An 18,862-nucleotide genomic window follows, 5' to 3' on the forward strand; every position below is an offset into this window, starting at 1 on the left:
AAGAGCAGAAAGAAAAGCAATTCTTATTAAAAAACACCAAATCATTAAACACTAAGGTATGTCATCCAATAAAAATGCTCTGATCAGGTACAAAACATTAGATAAATGTCTTAAAAACAAATACAGGAAATATACGCTGGAAGATCTCATTGATGAATGTTCAGAAGCATTGTTTGAATTTGAGGGAAAAGAATCTTATGTAAGTAAGAGAACCGTTCAGCTTGATCTTCAGAATATGCGGAGTGAGAAATTCGGGTATGAAGCTCCTATTGAAGTTTACGAAAGAAAATATTACCGTTACAGCGATCCGGAGTACAGTATTCATAATATTTCTGTGAATGAGAGCGATCTGAAGGCAATGAACAATGCAGTTCAGATTTTAAAACAGTTCAAGGATTTTTCCATGTTCAAAGAAATGAATGGGGTTATTCAGAAACTGGAAGATTCCATTCATGCCACCAGCCAGAAATCCATTATACATCTGGATAAAAATGAACAGCTGAAAGGGCTGGAGCATATTGATATTCTGTATGAAAGCATCGCCAATAAAAAGGTACTGAAGATTCTTTATAAAAGCTTTACAGCAAGAGAATCCAATGTTTTTACAGTACATCCGCAGCTGCTGAAGGAATTCAACAACCGCTGGTTTCTGATCTGTCTTTACAAACAGAAAATGTACAATCTGGCACTGGACAGAATGGAAAGTATCGAAACAGATGATAGTCTTGTATATATTGATAAGGAACTGGATGGAGATGAATACTTCAAAGATATTGTAGGAGTTACCGTTTCAGAATCAATGGATCCCAGAAATGTGATCTTTTGGGTAGACGCAGGAAATGCTCCCTATGTGAAAACAAAACCGCTGCATAAAAGCCAGGAGATATTAAAGGAAGGCCATGACGGAACTCTTTTTAAAATATGTGTTCAGATCAATTATGAACTGGAAAGATTGCTCCTTGGTTTTGGAGATTCTCTGATTGTACATAAGCCTAAAAAGCTACGGCTGAAAATGGAGGAAAAGTTTAATGCAGGATGTAGAAATTATCAGAGTCTGATTGTTCCTGAGGAAAACTAACTTGTTTTAGATATATGATTAGCAAAGCATTATTGCAAATTACTTATTTCCACATTTTATCTTGGCTTGGAAATTGTATTATTACGTTAACAATACCAAATTAATTATGAAATCAAGAATATTTAAAGCATTAATTGCGATCATAGCACCACTGGCGATAGAGTATATCGTGAAAAAAATATCTGAGAAAATAGATAAAAAACAGGAAGACAAAGAGAGCCAAAAAAAGCAGATTACGGCTTAAACGTAAAGTACTTAAAATTTAAAATTATTGAAAAGAGACTGTCATAAGGATGTACGGTCTCTTTTTTTGTTAATGGATCTTTTTGATGAATGCTGAAAACTACCCGGTCAAAAATTTTTTGAATTTTTGTCTACCTTCCGAGGGAAGGGAATTTTCACGCCTTCGGTTGAGGTGTTGGTCTGGATTATATTTTTTGGGAAAAGAAGGCTGGATTCCTACGGAATGATAAACTGTGTGGATAGACTACCATTCCAATTGTGTCATTCCGGTAAGAATCTAAACATACTTATTATCCATTTTTTTTTAGATCAATGCTTCTAAAAAAATTGTGACTTTTACGGTTGCGTTTTCCCTATATAAAATCATAAATTCCGTCTTTCCATCCCAATACTTTGGAAGAGTCTGCTTTAAGCCAGTTTTTTAAAATCGTAGCATATACTTTTCTGAAATCTTCTTTGTAGATGAGATCACCTTCACTCAGATTTTGTAGATCAGGAAGAGCGTTCAATATGCCTTTTTTCTTAAGGTTTCCACTGATAAAGAACATTTGGTTGGCAGTTCCGTGGTCTGTACCGTTACTGGCATTCTGTGCCACACGGCGGCCAAACTCTGAAAATGTCATTAACAGGATATTTTTGAAAAGACCATTGCTTTTCATATCGGCAACAAAGGATTTTACAGCTTCATTAATATCGTTGAATAACTTTTTCTGTCTGTCATTCTGATTGACGTGTGTATCGAAACTTCCGATCGAAAGATAGTATACCTGAGTATTAATGTCAGATTTTATTAAAGAAGCTACCGTTTTAAAGTCTTTTCCCAACTGAGAATTGGGGTAAATTTGTTCGGTTTTTCTGGCTTTGCTTTTTTCAAAAATATAGTCAGCATTATTAATCGTAGAACCTAAAGTCTGGTAAAGGTAAGAGACGGTTTCATCATCGTGATGGTGGTCATAGAGAGATTTAAAATATTTTTCCTGACTGGTCTGATACAGTCTTTTGGGATCCTTAAAGGCAAATGCTTTATTATTTTCTCCTTTTAATGCAAGGCTTAACATATCATCTACTTCCAGTGCCTGCGTAGGATGGTCGCAGCGATAGCATTCTTCGTCCAGAAAACGCCCCAGCCAGCCTGTTTCCAGAAACTGATCACTTCTGCTTGCCGACTGCCATATATCCATGCTTCGGAAATGCGACTTATCCGGGTTGGGATATCCCACATTATTCATCACAGAAAGCTCTCCGTTGTCAAAAAGCTCTTTGAAATAGGAGAGAGACGGATTGATTCCTGCCTCATCTGTAAGGGGTACAGAGTCCTGAATAGCCAGTGTCTTCCTTTCTCTGAAATAAATATCATTTTTAGCCGGAATGATCGTGTTCAAACCATCATTTCCACCTGTAAACTGAAGAACTACCAGAATGTTCTGGCCGGGATTCAGCGCTTCATCCAGAGTCATGGCTTTTAAGAAATTCGGCATCAGCATGGAAGCGGTAGCCAGTGAACTTATTTTGAGGAATTCTCTTCTTTTGATTAACATAATTTTGCTTTTAGGTTGAAGGTTGCGGGTGATAAGTTGCGGTTTATAGGTTGCTGGTTGTAGGGCTGAGCGACATTTTTACTGGCATTCATTTTTATATTAGTAAAAGATAAATAGATGGCAATTAAGCTATTTTTTGACAGCTATTACCTGCAACCTGTAACCTGCAACCTACATCAACTGGTATTCCGGGGTTGACATCAGATTGATAACATTCATTTTTATACTCTTGTCTGAAAAATTCTTTACAGAGCTCATGTCGAGGCTTTTGGTGCTCTGCAGAAGATAATCTTCACAGTTTTTATGGGCGAAAATCTTTTCAATGCGGCCCCAATCGATGGTGATATTGGGATTTTTAAAGCTTTTGTTCAAAGCTGTCTCACGCGACTTCATTCCCATATCGATATCATCATCCTGGCGGGGACTGTATTCCAAAGGGCGAAGTCCTGACCATATCTGCGGAATCTGAAGTCTCAGCATCAGAGTAGAACTGTCAATCCACGATCTTCCATTTGGCCATCCTGCTACATTGGGTGGATAAAGCAGCATCTGTCCCAATAACTTCTGATAAACGATGAGGTTTTCAGGGTTTTGAATTTGCATAGGAAGGATTCGCATGATTCCTGCCATCAGTTCTACAGGCGATTTTATTCTGTTGCCCATATTCTTCTGATCATAAAACCAGGTGCTCGAAAATATCTCAGTCATTAGCTTTTTGATGTCATATCCTGAATTGTAGAAATTGTTGCTGAGCTTATTGATGATATCCTGATCTGCTTTTTCATTCACAAAAAACTTATAGATCTTTGTTGTAATAAACTGTGCCGTAGATTTTTGCTCCAAAATAATATTTAAAACATCGCTTCCATCAAAGTTGCCTGTTTTTCCTAAAAAAGTTTTGCTGCCTTCATCATGGAGATTTTTTCTTTCCTTAAAATTCCCTTCTTTATCATAACTCCATCCTGTAAAGGCTCTCGCGCCTTCTCTTACATCCTTTTCAGTGTAGTTTCCTCTTCCCATGGTAAAAAGTTCCATAACTTCACGGGCAAAATTTTCATTAGGATGGTCTTTTTTATTCTGTTGGTTATTGAGAAAGTTAAGCATCGCCGGCGACTGGCTTACTTCAAAAAGCAGATCTTTGAAACTTCCAAGCGCATTTTTTCTGATGGTATTTAAAAGTTGTTTATTGAATCCTGGATTGAGTACCCTTGAGGCAAAATGTCCATGCCAGAAAAAGGCCATCTTTTCTCTCATCTGCTCCTTGCTGTTAACGATGGAGTTCAGGAAATTCAGGTTGAGTTCACTATTTTGCTCTCTGTTAATCCGCTGCATTTCTTTTTTTTTCTCTGCGGGAGCTGTACTGCTCATATAATCCGCTGCTGAAACAGGATCAGGAGTGTCGTAAGTGATTTCGCTGTAGTTTTCTTCTTTAAATAATTCATTAAGTAACGCTTTAATGTTTTTATTTTTCAAATCATCAATTTGATTAATACCAACACCAAAACCTGCGCGCCAAAGAAGATGCTTGTTTTTTAATAATGAATCAGCCATCATGGAGAATTTATTTTTTGATGTCATTTCGGGAAAAAAGTTAAAATAATAAAGGGTTAAGGATTGTTAATATTATTTTTAAGGCTGGAAGCTTGAGGAATGAAGCTGGGAGTTATGGTGAGCAGGAAGAAGAAATTGTCCTTTACTTTAATCATAATAGACATAAGTTTTATATAACAGGATATTACTTCCAGCCTCCATCTTCTTGCTTCCTTCCTTTTTTCTTTAATTCACTTTTTAGCTATCATTTTTGATAATTTTTGTTAAACAAATATTTAAATTTTGTTAAAAATAACGATTTGATAATCATTGTTTTATGAATTTTTTGAATGTTAAAATCAAAGAAAATCTTTTGCTTGGCATGATTTTTACATCCTCCTGTTTAGTAAAATTTAAAAATTAGAGTTATGAAAATGTTTAAACAAGCAATAGTACTGGCTGGTATTTTAACAGCAGGTATCGCAAGCGCCCAAAGTGCTCAAATGAATAACATGATCAAGGTAGGTGCAAATGTTGGTTTAGCAGTTCCCGCAGATAACCTTTCTGCAGCAGTAGGAGTGGATGTAGCTTACCAGAATCTGATCACACCAGGATTCGGACTGGGTATCGCATCAGGTTATACTCATTATTTTGGAAAAGAAAACAACGGATATAAAAATAATGATGTAGGAGTAGTTCCTGTAGCCGCTTTAATCAGAATTTATCCAAAACAAACCGGTTTCTATTTCGGAACTGATTTAGGATACGGATTCCTTGTTGGAGATAAAACAGTAGCATCCAATACCAATGTTGAAAGAGCTGGCGGAGGTTTCTACCTTAAGCCTGAGATCGGATATCACAACAGAGACTGGAATTTCTTCGTACAGTACCAAAAGGTTTTTGTAGGAACTAAAGGAGATTTGCCAGGTCAGGACTATAATGTGGGGAATATCGGAGTAGGATTCGGTTACAATATTCCATTAGGAAAGTAGTTAGATTTAATATATAAACAATTATTAACCAAAACCTTTTCACGAAAGTGGAAAGGTTTTTTTGTTCTGTGCAGGATTTACAAAAACAATTATTATATTTGGTAAAATTTGAGGTTATGATTCTGAATCCAAAATTTCCACTTTATTTACCAGGAGTAGAGAACAGTAATAATGATAATGTTTCTATCATTGGGGCAAGCCTCCGTGAAGATATAACAATCTTAGGCTATTTCGTTTCCGGGAACGGAGGTCTTGAGATAAAAGTACAAAATACATATGCAACCAAAGAATATGCTTCCTTTTCAGATATCTTAAAGAAGTTTATTCAGGATAATCAGCTTGAAAATGTAAAACGCCTGGGAATGGCAGTGCCAGGTCCTGTATTGGACGGGAAAAGCAGTCCGGCAAGACTAGGTTGGCATTTGGATATTGCTGAATATGCCCGCGATTTCGGGTTTGAAAAAGTGGATATGCTGAATGACCTGGAAGCTTCTGCCTATGGAATGGCTCTTCTTGAAGACAATCATTTGGAAGCTATCTATACAAGCGGACATCTTGAAAAAGGAAATGTAGCGGTTCTAGCTCCCGGAAACGGATTAGGAGAAGCGGGATATTTCTTTGACGGAAAATACCTGAGACCTTTTGCAACAGAAGGAGGACACTCAGAGTTTTCTCCAAGAACCAACGTGGAAGTTGAATTTTACCAGTTCTTAAATAATATCTATGGTATTGTAAGCTGGGAAAATGTACTATCCAAGTCAGGGTTATTCAATATATACAGATTCCTGAGAGATGTAAAAAGGCATCCTGAGCCGGAATGGTTAGGAGAACGTCTTGCGCAGGGGAATTTTGTGGAAGAGCTTTATAAAGCTGCTGTAGAGGAGAATGTTTTAATCTGCAGAATTGCTTTAGATACTTTCCTTGAATTTCTGGCAAGGGAAGCGAACAACTTAACATTAAAATTGAAAGCTACCGGAGGATTACTGATTGCCGGAGATATTCCTCAGATGATTGCAGAATATATTGATAAGGCAAAATTCTATGAGAAATTCAAGATCAGTGATAAAATGGAGGAAATGCTTAAAAATACTCCCATATATCTGGTCAAGCAAAATCACACTGCATTAAATGGTATAGCACTTTATACGGCTTACTATCAGGTATAAAAGAAAGCTCCGAAGAAATTCGGAGCTTTTTTATGAGATGATATTATTCATGAAAATAATAAATTTTCTTGATATACATCAATGAAATCTATTAAGTAAGATACCTACCTTTGTATCGTTAAATAAGTAAACAACTCTATTCAATGAAAAAAATATTTTTATTAGCAGTTTTAGCTGGTGGTCTGGCTTTCGGACAGTCGAAAAAAGTAGTAGCATCTGATGTACACTGGTGGGGATATAAAGTAGCAAAATCTGAGGCCAGCTCTCACGACGGTACTGTAAAAGTAAAGTCCGGAGATATGGTAATGAAAGGAAACCAATTGGTAGGCGGAAGCTTCGTATTGGATATGACTTCAATTAACTCTACTGACCTTACAGGAGAATATCAGCAGAAATTAAACGGACACCTTAAAAATGGTGACTTCTTTGAAGTTGAAAAATTCCCTACTGCAACCTTTAAAATTACAGGAGTAAAGAAAAACAATGATAAAATCTACAATTCTCTTGTAACAGGAAACCTTACTGTAAAAGGAAAAACCAGCCCAATCTCTTTCCCTGCGAAGATTTCTTACAGCAAGGGAGTAGTAAGTTTGGTATCCAATAAATTCTCTTTCGACAGACAGAAATTTGACGTAGCTTACAAGTCTACTATGCAGGATGTTTTTGTGAAAGATGATATTGATATGCTTGTAAAGGTAACTGCTCAATAAATTAATCAAAAAAAGATTGTTAAAAGTGTAGAAGTTCTACACTTTTTTTTATTTTTGTTGAATTGTAAATAAAAAAGAATGAAAAGATTACTATTGTTTGCTATGGTGTGCGCAAGCATGTCGTTTGTTTCTGCCCAGAAGAAATTTGATAAAGTGTCAAAAGTGACTTCATCAGAGATCAGATGGTGGGGGTATAAAGTGGTGAAAACCGAAGAAACTTCCCATTCAGGAACAGTAAAACTGAAAAGCGGAAAATTCAACTTTGACCATACGGTTCTGGTAGATGGAGAGTTTGTAATAGATATGAGAAGTCTGATGGCGGGCGATGTGTCTGATGAAGATCAGATCAAGCTTACTAATGATCTGAAAAGCTCAAACTTCTTTGAAGTGAAAAAATTTCCTGTTGCAAAATTCCATTTGACTAAAATTATTCCATTAGCAAACAGTGAATACAACTCTACAGTGTACGGTGACCTTACCCTTAAAGGAGTGAGAAAAACAATTTCTTTCCCTGCCAATGTATACGTTACTCAGTTCACAACTTCTATTGAGTCTGCAAAGTTTTCTCTGAACAGAAGAGACTTTAAAGTATTCTACCAGTCTTCATTGAAAGATTATTTCATTAAGAACGAAATGGATATCCAATTCAAAGTTACTACAGAAATGCTGGATAACGAGAACAGGGTTCCGAAAAAGAAAAAATAAGATGTATTTATTAATACAGAAGAGCAGTTCATGAGAATTGCTCTTTTTTAATGCCAAAGTTGTTTAAACTTTTGTGCCTTTTGTTGTTAAAATAATGATTATAAAAGTTTAAACAGTCTCGCTGTTAAATCTAAGGAGTCATTCTTTTGTTTCCGTATTTTTTATAAATTAGTGCTATGAAAATTTATATCGTAAGCGGTCTGGGAGCAGACTTCAAGGTCCTTGAAAGAATAGAGTTTCCCAAACATTGTGAATTGATTTTTATAGACTGGCTTATTCCTGAAAAAAATGAGCCTTTCGGTGCTTATGTTAAAAGAATGGCGGAAAAAATAGATGATTCCGAGCCTTTCTGCCTGCTGGGCTATTCTTTCGGAGGAATTATTGTTCAGGAGATCAATCAACTGAAACCTGCAGAAAAAGTGGTGATCCTGGGAAGTATAAAATCCGACAGGGAAAAATCCAGATTCATCAGGACAGGTGAAGTTACCAAAATTCCAAGAATTCTTCCTGTAAGCTTGTTCAACGACAAAGCTGCTAATGTATATGCTGTGATCCGAAAGCTTTTTGATCCTAAAAATCCTAAACTCCTTCAATATTTTAAAGTAAGAGATCCTTATTATCTGAAATGGTCCGTAGAAAAGGTTTCTGAATGGAAATTTGAGGAGAATCCCAATGTCATTCAGATATTAGGTGATAAAGACATTGTTTTCCCCATCCGCTATTCAAATCCGAATTATGTGGTAAAAGGAGGAACACATCTTTTTCCGGCCACTAAATCCAAAGAAGTTTCCAAAATACTGTCAGAGATTTTTTCTGGAAAAATTGAAAAAGTTCCAGATTGAATATTTTTTTAGGGGTATTTGACTTAAAAATGTAGTTTTTATGGAATTTATATTTAAATTTGATAGGGTTAAATATAAATTTTATGAAAGTAGGATTAAAATGGATCATTTCATTCTCTGTTATCGCAATCGTTGCCATTGGGGGATTATTCTGGAATCCGGCTGCCGATATTCCTGATACAAGGGAATTTTTAAGTGAAGATAAAATTGTTGGCGCTGATGTTGCCTGGATTCTGGCTGCGGCAGGGCTTGTTTTACTCATGACACCAGGGCTTTCCTTTTTTTACGGAGGAATGGTCGGGAGAAAAAATGTAATTTCTACCATGCTGCAGAGTTTTATTGCCTTAGGCGTTATCTCCATGGTATGGGTAGTCGTAGGCTTTTCTTTATCTTTCGGTGAATCTATCGGGATTACAATAGCCGGAAAGCATTACGGTATCATTGGAAATCCGCTCAGTTATCCCTTTTTTAGCGGGGTAGGAAATCTACCTCATAAACTGATGGCTCCCACGATTCCTTTCATTCTTTTTGCCTTGTTTCAGATGAAATTTGCCGTTATTACTCCGGCAATTATTACCGGATCTTTTGCAGAAAGGGTTCGTTTTATATCTTATTTATTGTTCATTGTTCTTTTCAGTATATTTATTTATACGCCGCTTTGTCATATGGTGTGGCATCCTGATGGTCTTTTAAACAAATATTTCGGGGTAAAAGACTTTGCAGGAGGAACTGTTGTGCATATGAGTGCCGGTTTTGCTGCGCTTGCCGGAGCTTTGGTGGTAGGAAACCGGAAGAATCCTCATCATGAGCCGTCCAATATTCCGTATGTGCTTCTGGGAACAGGAATGCTGTGGTTCGGATGGTTCGGATTTAATGCCGGATCTGCTTTGAGTGCTTCTGCGTCTGCGGCTACCGCTTTTGGAACAACTACCATAGCATCTGCTTCGGCGATGATGACCTGGATCTTTTTTGACAGAATCAATGGGAGAAGTGTTTCTGCTTTGGGAGCGTGCATAGGAGCAGTGGTAGGTTTGGTGGCCATTACTCCCGGATGTGGTTTTGTAAGCATTCAGGAGAGTCTTTTTATAGGATTTATCACAGCAATCGTTTCCAATCTGATGGTGAACTGGAAGGTTTTAAAGAAAGTAGATGATACGCTTGATGTTTTTGCCTGCCATGGAGTAGGAGGGATTATGGGAATGATTCTTACCGCCATTTTTGCTCATGGTGAAAAAGCAAGTCTGCTTCATGGTGGAATTGATGTTTTTCTTCATCATATGGCAGCCCTTGTTTTGGTTTCTATTTTTACTTTTTTAGGATCATTAATTTTATATAAACTTACAGATTCCATGATCACATTAAGAGTTTCTGAAGAGTCTGAAAATAAAGGGCTTGATCTTTCGCAGCATGAAGAATGCCTGCAATAGCTTTTATATTGTGATGATATGTTGATATCATTAAAAATTTGAAGGTATATTTCAGGATTTATCATGTATCTTTGTTTCTGAGGAAAATGACGAATCATTTATGGAATCAATATCGGTTTTTGAAATTATTAAAGTAGGAATAGGTCCGTCCAGTTCACACACGATGGGACCCTGGAACGCAGCAGCAGCATTTATCAGGATTATAAAAAGAGAAAGATCAATAGAAGAAGTTAAAGAGGTTTTTCTTGAATTCTTTGGCTCACTCGCAAAAACGGGAATCGGGCACGGAACTGATATTGCGGGAATGCTTGGGTTGAATGGAGAAGATTTTAAAACGATCAATACTTCAAAAATTGATGAAAAGATAGATTACATCAAGAGTACTCAAACCATTAACCTTGGTGGTGAAAAGGTAATTCCATTCATTTACGGACATCATTTGGTTTTAAACATGAAAAAGAGCCTTGATTTTCATCCGAACGGAATGATCTTCAGAGCTGTTTTCGAAGACGGAACTGAACTCGTGCAGGATTTTTATTCTGTAGGTGGCGGTTTCATTGCCAGCCAGGAAAAAAACTCTATTCAGAAGCAGTGTGTACGTACGCTGTATCCTTGTCATAAAGCTTCAGATATTGCAAAATATTGTGAAAAGCTGGGATTTGATAAAATGTCAGATTTGATTTTCATGAATGAAGAAAGCTGGAGAACCCAGGAGGAAACTAGGCAGGAAGCACTTTATATCTGGCAGCAGATCAAAGAATGTATCTACAAAGGGGTCAATAAGGAAGGAGTTCTTCCTGGCGGACTGAATGTTTCCAGAAGAGCCGCAGGAATCAACAGAAAGCTGCTCGGAGATAAAATCTATAAAAACAAAGACGAATGGTTCCAGCAGGTGGTAGACGCTGAAGAGAACTTTACAAATATCAACAAATGGATTGCCTGCTTTGCACTGGCTGTGAATGAAGAGAATGCAAGCTTCGGAAGAATTATTACCGCACCTACCAATGGGGCAAGTGGAGTTATTCCGGCGGTATTGATGTACTCTCAGGCATTTACACCATTTACGAGTGAGGAGGATATTATAAGATTCTTGCTTGTAGCGGGAGAAATCGGGACCTTATTCAAGAAAAATGCAACTATTTCTGCAGCGATGGGAGGATGTCAGGCGGAAATCGGAGTATCTTCTGCAATGGCAGCAGCCGGACTTACAGAAATCTTAGGAGGAAGTGTAGGACAGGTATTGATGGCGGCAGAAATTGCGATGGAACATCACCTTGGATTGACCTGCGATCCAATTAAAGGGCTGGTACAGATTCCATGTATTGAAAGGAATACGATGGGCGCGATGAAAGCCATTACAGCAGCCAATATTGCACTGGAAAGTGATCCCACCAAAGCAAAAGTAACATTGGATGAAGTGATTCTGACCATGTGGGAAACCGCTCAGTCGATGAGCGACCGTTTTAAAGAAACTTCGGAAGGCGGACTGGCCATTGCAGTCAACGTTCCGGAATGTTAATAGAAATTATTTTATTTCAAAATATAAAACCCTTAGCCACTATGACTAAGGGTTTCTTAATAAAATAAAAGTAAAAACCGTCGGGCTTTTAGTATCGTATAAGGATCTTTATCTTAAAATTCCTCTGATTCTGTTGGCGTTGGAAATCAACTCTTCCAGATATTCATAGTTTTCTTTTTCCAGAGCGGATTTGAATTTTCTGAGCTGAGTGATATGTTCGTTCAGAACGTCCAGTACATTTTCTTTGTTTTGCTTAAAGATAGGAACCCACATTTCCGGATGCGACTTGGCAAGACGTACGGTACTTGAAAAACCCGAACTGGCAAGCTGGAAAATCGTTTCTTCTTCACGTTCTTTTTCCAATACGGTATTGGCAAGGGCATAAGATGTAATATGGGAGATATGGGAAATATAAGCAGTATGAACATCATGATCTTCTGCATTCATATAAATCATATGCATATCGAGAGCATTGACTACTTTTTCAACGGTAGCCAGAGCATCGTCGGCCGATTTTTCTTTGTTGCAGATGACACCAGCTTTTCCCGAGAAACTCTCTGCAATAGCGGATTTCGGACCATTGTTTTCCGTTCCCCACATCGGGTGGAACGCTACAAATCTTGACCGTTTCGGATGGTTTTTTACCGCATTTACAATGCCTGCTTTGGTGGAACCTGCATCCATTACCGTCTGCTGGTCAGACACAAGATCCAGAACAGAAGGCAACAGTTTTCGTGCAGCATCTACAGGAATAGCAAGAATAATCAGATCCGAATTTTTAATTCCATGTTCAAGATCTACTCCTGCATCAATGATTTTAATTTCCAATGCGTCACTGATATGCTGTGTATTGTTATCGATTCCGTAGATGAAGCTGGCCAGTTTTTTTTCTCTTAATTTCAAAGCCATCGAACCTCCGATTAATCCCACTCCAATAATACTTATTTTCATCTTTTTTACATTTTTAAAATAAAAAAACCTCGTCCCTAGGACGAGGTTTTAAATTATATTCATAAGAATCCCTATCCCAGAGCTGAGGTAAAAATTCTATAATAATATGTTCCGTTGTTAAAAATCACAGAGCAAAGGTAAAAATATTTTTTAAATGAAACGAAATTTCTTTTCGAAATTGTATATAGATGGGGGGAATTGGTTTTTTGAGGATGGTTTTTAGGCTTTTACATTGCTGCATCAGTTCTAGCATCCTATTATTTCAATTTCTGTAAAGGCATCTCATTATTTCCGGGGTTTATAAAGTATATGGGATTTCCTGAAATAAAGTAATTGTCATCTGATTTTTCAATGTAAATAATTCCCATCTCATCAGAAGAATCATCATACTTTATTTTAATTTTTTGATGATTAACTTCTTCAGCATTTAATTTAGAATATTTATTTGTTGTTCCTTCTTCAGTAACATCTATAGAAATGTCTTCAAGAGAATTTATTGTAATGTTAAAAACAGTTTTTGCTTCGTCTCTATTTGATGCTTCAAAATAATATTCTCCTTTCCAGAAATCAATATTATTTTTTTTAAAATTATTATCTGTTACTACTGTTGATGACTCATTTTCATTATGAGAAATTAAGGAGTCAGTTTTGTTTAATTCTGTCTTATTTATTGCAGTTATGCTTTTTTGCTCTTTTTTCTGCTCACATGAGTATGATAGAAATATGAGCGATAGTGAAATTAAAAAGTTTTTCATTATTTAATTAAGTTATTTATTCAGATTTTATCCTGCTTTTATGAACATATCCCTTTTTACCTTCTTTAGAAACCACTAACCACCAATCTCCGTTTTGGTCTAAAACTTCAACTTGTTCACCGGTTTTAATCTTTTGAAGAATTTGTGCTGTTGTATTTTTATCTTTTCTTAGATTAGTAAAACCGTCTGGATCTACTATTGTTGAATATTTTTTTTCTTGATTATCTTCCTGAAGAAGACCATAGTCTTTTGAGTATTTTTCAAGGGAAGTATAACCATAATAATTATTTTTTTGAAAAGATTTCTTTAGTTCTGGGTGAGAAATATAGACATTATTTAATAATAAGTATGATTTGTCAGATTGGATATCAACATTTTCCTTACCTGTAAAGCCAAGTTGTAAAAGATAAGCAATAGCCTTCTCTATTGAAGAATGTTCAATACCATTTGTTTTTATAATAGTATCTTTATTATCAGCAAGATAAGTTGTTAATACATACAGAAAAGAATCTTTGGATTTTAAACTTTCTAATAGTTTTTCTCTAATTTTAGATGAATTTGTATTGTTATTATAAAATATAAATGCTAGCCTGGAACTTTGTTCAATATCATCCCAGCTTTGAATATTTTTAACCGCAGAGTTAAAAAGGGCTTCATTTTTTTCATAATTAAATAAGACTACTAAATCAGTTGCAAGATCAGGATTTTTAGTTGCTACACTTAAAATCGATGTTAAATCATTCTGATAAATAATTTTATTCAGAGTTAATAATTCCTCAAAATAAGGATATTTTTGATTATTATTTATGCTTGCCCTAACATTATCTAAATCAGGTAGAATATCATTACCTATTTTAATATATTTTCCCTCCTTTGATATCTGATAATTGGTAGCCTCATTAAAAATTAAAATATTATTATATCCGTCTTGAAGTTTATCAGATTTGATACCAAGTAAATCCATATTTATTTTATCAAAATTTTCCTTGGTATTTTTGAATTTTTGATTGGTAAAATAACTTTCAATTATTTCTGTTTCTATTATATTCTCTTCTTGCTTGCCTGAACAAGAAAAGAATATAAATGATAATAGAATTAAAAAGGGTTTTATCATTGTTATTTAGATTTATAATTATAATTAGTAGTAAACTTTATTATTATTTAATTCTGTTTCTAATGCTTCATCTAAATAAGGAATTGAATCAAATTTAGTTATGGTACCATTTTTATTAATTTTGCTTGTCGAATAAGATATTATGTCAAAAGATTTGTTAGAAGAAAAATAGGTAATTTGCCATATTTTTTTGTTTTTTAAATCTAAGTATGATAAGCAAGTATAACGATCAGACTTATATCTTACATTATTAACTTTTCTATAAAATTGAATAGAATCTATTTTTTCTTTATTTACTAAAGTATATAATACAAATTTGTAATCTTTTTCATTAGCCACACTTCTGCTTAATACCATAGATAATGATTTACTTTTAGTTAGTTGCGTGTTCTGAATATTTTTTTCATATAACAAATTTTGATTTTTTAAAATAGAATATCCTTGCGAACTTGCCAGAGATTCAAAATATTTTTTGTCTGAAATTTTTTTATCACCCCAAAAAAAATCTAATTTTTTTTCTTTAATGGAAGTGTTATCCTTACAACAAATGCTAAGAGTTGTGAAAATTAGAATGAACGAAAAAATGTAAATAGATTTATTCATAGTTAATAGCAAAAATTAAATTTGATTATTAGGGCTGTCTTTTTTTTCTTCTCTCTTCTGTTCACATGAGTATGATAGAAATATGAGCAATAGTAAAATTAAAAAGCTTTTCATTATATAGCTGAAGGTTTATTTTTAAATGTAATCGATAGAAGAACTATCTTATAAAACCATCTTTTTGTATTTTATATTTCTTTTTTAAGATTCTTTTTTCAGTTGCATCTTTCCTTGTATATAATTCAACTTCAAAATCTTTGGTGATTAGAAAATCTTCAACTGTTTGTTCGTCAAATTTAGCTATCTGTAAAGAAGAAATTAATTTATTTTTTTCAACCACTTTTAAATAATAACCTTCAATGTCCGAATCTGTATAAGCGAGGATTATTGGTTGAAAATTATTGATTTTTGGAAGTAAGAAAAAACTACTTGGAGCATCCTTAATACCATATGATTCTAAAATACTTTTATATTCAGAATATTGGTATGATGGATACCTACTTTGACACTCACCCTCATTTTCATTACAAGTAGAATAATAATTATCAAAATCAAAAGGTAGTGCACAGATATTATATTTTTGGTTATTAAGTGCATTATTTGCCTCTTTTTGTGAATGATCAAAATTCTTATTTCGGATAATTTCAGCAGCAAACTCTCTAAAAGAGTCTTGTGCATCGGGCATAAGATTACTTAGAACATTTTCATTTTTTCCTTCAATACTTATTTTTTCAATTTCTTTATTTTTATTATATGAAAAAAAATAAGTTTCATAGTAGGTATCGGATAACTGTTCTTCAGTATACATCTCAACTTTGAACTTAACTTTTATTGAATTAGCATCATTTTGTAGAATATTTTCAGCAGTATAAGTCATTGCGCAACCCGAACCACAGCTAATCACAAAAGATTTATTATTTTCTACGTTTGTCTTTTGAGAATTTGAAATGCTTTGGTTTTGTTGGGCTAATGGTGTTTTCAGTATTGTTTTTTGTGGATCCTTTTTACATCCAATCATGGATAATAGGATAATTACTAATAAAATGTTATTTATTTGCATTCTTTGAATTTATTAAAACGTTTTTAATTTGTTCTGGAGTTATATGTGCTTTATTTAAACCGTCACCAGCATAATAAGATTCTCCACCTTTGGCATATCTTTTAATTATTGAAATAACTTTTTTTCCTTTTTTTATCTTTTTATCACTAATTCGCCTTCCCTTTTCAACACCAATACTTGCCCACTCTTTAGCAGAATCATACATTGCATCTTCAACACTTCCTTGCCCTTCTAAATATGCAATTATTTTAGGTCTTTTAATTTTAATTAGATAATCATCGAAGATTTTGTCTTGCATTTCTTTATCTAGTTTTTTATTAGTATCTAACCCTAAACTTGTAATTGCATCATTTAGAGTATTAGGAATTAATTGATACCTACCCACAGCGAAAACGTCTCTATTTGATTGTTTATCTTGAACTTCTTTTATTGTAAGTTCAATAACTTTTACATTATTGATAACCTTGAGACCTCCTTTAGTTTGATTGCATTTATTATAATCATCACTTGACTCGCGTATTGCAATTAGATTGCCAAACTCACTATGTGACCATTTTCGTTTATCATTAGTATTTTCTTCATTTTTATTTGATTGAGAAAAATTATTATTACACGCACAGGTATTTTGAAAACCAAGGCGATTCGCTAAAGCTATAATATTTTCTCCGTTAACAGCATTATTATTTTTTGCAAAAAACTCATCTTTAAGATAATCTAAATGAAAAGTTCTTACATCATAGTGTACCCAGGTTGTAGCAATAAACTCAGTCTCTATTCTATTTCTTGAACTTGGTTCTAGGGCAAAAACGTTTTTTCCTCCCCATCTATATTCCGCATTTGTATATTTTATAAGAAGGTCTCTTACTTTATCAGCATTTTTTTCAGTATTAATACTATCAGAAAGTTTATAAATGTGAAGATCAAGAGCTTTACCCATATGATTAGTACTACTCCTTCTATTTTTTTTGTTATTTGCGTTGCATCTATATCCAGAAAAAATTAATCCTACTTTTAAACCATTTTGTTTTTCTTGATTTGATAAATAAAATTTAATTGCTTTTTCTACCCATAATAAGGATCTATGAATCCCAGGATATTCATATTTTCTATTTTTTTCAGATATTTTAGAATTATTTTTTTGTTCAGGGAATAAACCATTACCGAATCCTGAACATTGACCACAAGGACATTTTGCTTCATTAATATTAACCGGATATTTTATAGCAAACTCATCAATGGCTCTCAAAACATTACCACAAACTTTTCCAGTTTCTGTCACCTTCATATAATCTCTCTGAAACTGCTTAACCATTTTTTCAGTTCTGTCTGTAAATTTATCTGTAGGTACATTTCCTCCAAAACCAGCTAAGCGAATATTAATTTCTCTAATTAGCTCGCTAGGAGGGGAGTTTTTATCAATACAATATTTGCCACCGCATCCTTTGTCTGTTTTCGGCTGCTTCTGCACCCCCGCCGCACTTTTCACCTTCTCCACCTTCATCAGTCCTTCCGAATTTACCCCAAATTTCTGAGATTCTGCAGAAAGATCCTTGGAGATAATTTCGATGAAATAATTTTGTGTATCGGAATCCGGATCGCCGATAGGAGAGTCTATTCCTTTTCCAAAAATATCTTTGGTAATGACAAATCCTGAAGTATCACATACATCGGCAGGAATTTTAATATTTCCGCTTCTGTAGACTTCATCATTGGAAGTGGTATCATATTCCCAGACTACATATTGGATGTGTTTTCCCACCATATTTTTGGAGTGGATTCGTACCCTTACTTTATCACCTACAGGGACTTTGGAAAGTTCATTTCCTTTATCATCTATGAAAACAGCTTCTATAATATTGCCTTTAGGATCCGGCTGTTTGGGACCACCTCCTTGTGCGGCCGGGAATTTTGGAGTGTGTTTCTCAGGTTGCGGCTTGGGTTTGGGCTGATTTTGAGGCTGTCCTTTATGATCAGGGTTAGCCACATCTACATTCACCTGGCTGGCACCCTGAATTTTTCCGGAGTAGGTGGCCGTAACATAATACTCATGATTTGCGCCTTCATTCCTGTCACCTTTCATCAGAAACTGATTGGCCATCTGACGAAGGATTTTTTCATCAGACATCAGAGGTATTGATACTTCTGCAATGCCTTTTTCATTGACGCGAGCCTTATAGCTGCGGGTGTGACGGTTGTTTTTGTTAATACCGGCATCGTGCCCTTTTCCAGGCGCGTCATCTTCCCAAAGGAGAAACTCAATCTCTTTATTAAACATCGCAATACAATGAGCCTGCGCAATAAGAGTATCACGGTAGCTGGCTTTATTAACGTCTTTTGCTCCTCTGTTGAAGAGTACTACTTTATCAATCTTCGGAACCTTATTGCTGGTAGGAATTAATATACAGCTGCCAGCCAGTTCTCTGGTAGAGGGAAGTCCGGGTAAAAGACCTTTTTTAATCTCATAGACTTTCATTTGAAACTCTATTCCCAGTGCTATTTCCCCAAAGTTGTACGTTACCTTTTCACCGGTCTTGGGCTTTCCTGTGATATCTTTCCAGCTTCCGTTCTTTTGTTTCTTAAAGAGATACCATTCATAATCACCTTTAAGACCAAATGACAGTCCTGAAGGTTT

17 protein-coding genes are annotated in these 18,862 nt (G+C 35.0%); 9 read left to right on the top strand and 8 right to left on the bottom strand.

The window, feature by feature from the left end; translation table 11 throughout:
- Window positions 1-58 precede the first annotated feature (58 nt).
- Entirely contained in the window at window positions 59-1,078 is a 1,020-nt protein-coding gene (locus C8D70_RS12580; protein ID WP_110367541.1) for a helix-turn-helix transcriptional regulator, read from the top strand.
- 106 nt (window positions 1,079-1,184) lie between these two features.
- A complete protein-coding gene (locus C8D70_RS20830) occupies window positions 1,185-1,322 on the top strand; it encodes a hypothetical protein (protein WP_181416127.1) in 138 nt (45 codons plus the stop codon).
- A 352-nt stretch (window positions 1,323-1,674) separates the two neighbouring features.
- Here the strand turns inward: C8D70_RS20830 and C8D70_RS12585 are convergent, their stop codons facing one another.
- Together C8D70_RS12585 and C8D70_RS12590 are read right to left on the bottom strand one after the other, a co-directional pair.
- Window positions 1,675-2,859 carry a DUF1501 domain-containing protein gene (locus C8D70_RS12585; protein ID WP_110367542.1) on the bottom strand — a complete coding sequence of 395 codons (1,185 nt, stop codon included), beginning with the start codon at window positions 2,857-2,859 and terminating at the stop codon, window positions 1,675-1,677.
- A gap of 171 nt (window positions 2,860-3,030) precedes the next feature.
- Window positions 3,031-4,437, bottom strand: coding sequence for a DUF1800 family protein (locus C8D70_RS12590; RefSeq protein ID WP_228408024.1), 1,407 nt, complete (start codon window positions 4,435-4,437; stop codon window positions 3,031-3,033).
- A 380-nt stretch (window positions 4,438-4,817) separates the two neighbouring features.
- Between C8D70_RS12590 and C8D70_RS12595 the strand changes: the two genes are divergently transcribed.
- The 7 genes from C8D70_RS12595 (at window position 4,818) to C8D70_RS12625 (ending at window position 11,750) form a co-directional block, all read left to right on the top strand.
- Complete coding sequence (locus tag C8D70_RS12595; RefSeq protein WP_076595763.1) at window positions 4,818-5,381, top strand: hypothetical protein; 564 nt, start codon at window positions 4,818-4,820, stop codon at window positions 5,379-5,381.
- 116 nt (window positions 5,382-5,497) lie between these two features.
- Entirely contained in the window at window positions 5,498-6,547 is a 1,050-nt protein-coding gene (locus C8D70_RS12600) for a glucokinase (RefSeq protein ID WP_110367543.1), read from the top strand.
- 143 nt (window positions 6,548-6,690) lie between these two features.
- On the top strand, window positions 6,691-7,257 hold the full coding sequence (locus C8D70_RS12605; RefSeq protein ID WP_110367544.1) for a YceI family protein: 567 nt from the start codon (window positions 6,691-6,693) through the stop codon (window positions 7,255-7,257).
- Between the two features lie 78 nt (window positions 7,258-7,335).
- Window positions 7,336-7,962 carry a YceI family protein gene (locus tag C8D70_RS12610; protein WP_076595760.1) on the top strand — a complete coding sequence of 209 codons (627 nt, stop codon included), beginning with the start codon at window positions 7,336-7,338 and terminating at the stop codon, window positions 7,960-7,962.
- A 176-nt stretch (window positions 7,963-8,138) separates the two neighbouring features.
- Window positions 8,139-8,804 carry an alpha/beta hydrolase gene (locus C8D70_RS12615; protein WP_110367545.1) on the top strand — a complete coding sequence of 222 codons (666 nt, stop codon included), beginning with the start codon at window positions 8,139-8,141 and terminating at the stop codon, window positions 8,802-8,804.
- A gap of 83 nt (window positions 8,805-8,887) precedes the next feature.
- Window positions 8,888-10,231, top strand: coding sequence for an ammonium transporter (locus tag C8D70_RS12620; RefSeq protein WP_110367546.1), 1,344 nt, complete (start codon window positions 8,888-8,890; stop codon window positions 10,229-10,231).
- Between the two features lie 100 nt (window positions 10,232-10,331).
- Window positions 10,332-11,750 carry an L-serine ammonia-lyase gene (locus C8D70_RS12625; protein WP_062671299.1) on the top strand — a complete coding sequence of 473 codons (1,419 nt, stop codon included), beginning with the start codon at window positions 10,332-10,334 and terminating at the stop codon, window positions 11,748-11,750.
- A gap of 108 nt (window positions 11,751-11,858) precedes the next feature.
- Here the strand turns inward: C8D70_RS12625 and C8D70_RS12630 are convergent, their stop codons facing one another.
- The 6 genes from C8D70_RS12630 to C8D70_RS12655 all read right to left on the bottom strand — a co-directional run bounded on the left by C8D70_RS12630 (window position 11,859) and on the right by C8D70_RS12655 (window position 18,703).
- Window positions 11,859-12,701, bottom strand: a complete 843-nt coding sequence (locus C8D70_RS12630) for a prephenate dehydrogenase (protein ID WP_110367547.1) — start codon at window positions 12,699-12,701, stop codon at window positions 11,859-11,861.
- 257 nt (window positions 12,702-12,958) lie between these two features.
- Window positions 12,959-13,456 carry a hypothetical protein gene (locus C8D70_RS12635; protein WP_110367548.1) on the bottom strand — a complete coding sequence of 166 codons (498 nt, stop codon included), beginning with the start codon at window positions 13,454-13,456 and terminating at the stop codon, window positions 12,959-12,961.
- A gap of 16 nt (window positions 13,457-13,472) precedes the next feature.
- Complete coding sequence (locus tag C8D70_RS12640) at window positions 13,473-14,570, bottom strand: SH3 domain-containing protein (RefSeq protein WP_110367549.1); 1,098 nt, start codon at window positions 14,568-14,570, stop codon at window positions 13,473-13,475.
- Window positions 14,571-14,594: 24 nt separating this feature from the next.
- On the bottom strand, window positions 14,595-15,173 hold the full coding sequence (locus C8D70_RS12645) for a hypothetical protein (RefSeq protein ID WP_110367550.1): 579 nt from the start codon (window positions 15,171-15,173) through the stop codon (window positions 14,595-14,597).
- A gap of 157 nt (window positions 15,174-15,330) precedes the next feature.
- A complete protein-coding gene (locus C8D70_RS12650) occupies window positions 15,331-16,230 on the bottom strand; it encodes a hypothetical protein (protein WP_110367551.1) in 900 nt (299 codons plus the stop codon).
- On the bottom strand, window positions 16,217-18,703 hold the full coding sequence (locus C8D70_RS12655) for a peptidoglycan-binding domain-containing protein (RefSeq protein WP_228408025.1): 2,487 nt from the start codon (window positions 18,701-18,703) through the stop codon (window positions 16,217-16,219). The genes C8D70_RS12650 and C8D70_RS12655 overlap by 14 nt, the downstream gene beginning before the upstream one ends.
- Window positions 18,704-18,862 lie beyond the last annotated feature (159 nt).

This window comes from Chryseobacterium sp. CBTAP 102, from assembly GCF_003201365.1.
GTDB classification, from domain to species: Bacteria; Bacteroidota; Bacteroidia; order Flavobacteriales; family Weeksellaceae; genus Chryseobacterium; species Chryseobacterium candidae.

Coding starts and splice junctions, on each gene's coding strand:
- C8D70_RS12640 (WP_110367549.1), bottom strand. CDS start 14,570: ATGATAAAACCCTTTTTAATTCTATTATCATTTATATTCTTTTCTTGT.
- C8D70_RS20830 (WP_181416127.1), top strand. CDS start 1,185: ATGAAATCAAGAATATTTAAAGCATTAATTGCGATCATAGCACCACTG.
- C8D70_RS12625 (WP_062671299.1), top strand. CDS start 10,332: ATGGAATCAATATCGGTTTTTGAAATTATTAAAGTAGGAATAGGTCCG.
- C8D70_RS12580 (WP_110367541.1), top strand. CDS start 59: ATGTCATCCAATAAAAATGCTCTGATCAGGTACAAAACATTAGATAAA.
- C8D70_RS12590 (WP_228408024.1), bottom strand. CDS start 4,437: ATGACATCAAAAAATAAATTCTCCATGATGGCTGATTCATTATTAAAA.
- C8D70_RS12605 (WP_110367544.1), top strand. CDS start 6,691: ATGAAAAAAATATTTTTATTAGCAGTTTTAGCTGGTGGTCTGGCTTTC.
- C8D70_RS12595 (WP_076595763.1), top strand. CDS start 4,818: ATGAAAATGTTTAAACAAGCAATAGTACTGGCTGGTATTTTAACAGCA.
- C8D70_RS12655 (WP_228408025.1), bottom strand. CDS start 18,703: ATGAAAGTCTATGAGATTAAAAAAGGTCTTTTACCCGGACTTCCCTCT.
- C8D70_RS12615 (WP_110367545.1), top strand. CDS start 8,139: ATGAAAATTTATATCGTAAGCGGTCTGGGAGCAGACTTCAAGGTCCTT.
- C8D70_RS12650 (WP_110367551.1), bottom strand. CDS start 16,230: ATGCAAATAAATAACATTTTATTAGTAATTATCCTATTATCCATGATT.
- C8D70_RS12585 (WP_110367542.1), bottom strand. CDS start 2,859: ATGTTAATCAAAAGAAGAGAATTCCTCAAAATAAGTTCACTGGCTACC.
- C8D70_RS12645 (WP_110367550.1), bottom strand. CDS start 15,173: ATGAATAAATCTATTTACATTTTTTCGTTCATTCTAATTTTCACAACT.
- C8D70_RS12610 (WP_076595760.1), top strand. CDS start 7,336: ATGAAAAGATTACTATTGTTTGCTATGGTGTGCGCAAGCATGTCGTTT.
- C8D70_RS12600 (WP_110367543.1), top strand. CDS start 5,498: ATGATTCTGAATCCAAAATTTCCACTTTATTTACCAGGAGTAGAGAAC.
- C8D70_RS12620 (WP_110367546.1), top strand. CDS start 8,888: ATGAAAGTAGGATTAAAATGGATCATTTCATTCTCTGTTATCGCAATC.
- C8D70_RS12635 (WP_110367548.1), bottom strand. CDS start 13,456: ATGAAAAACTTTTTAATTTCACTATCGCTCATATTTCTATCATACTCA.
- C8D70_RS12630 (WP_110367547.1), bottom strand. CDS start 12,701: ATGAAAATAAGTATTATTGGAGTGGGATTAATCGGAGGTTCGATGGCT.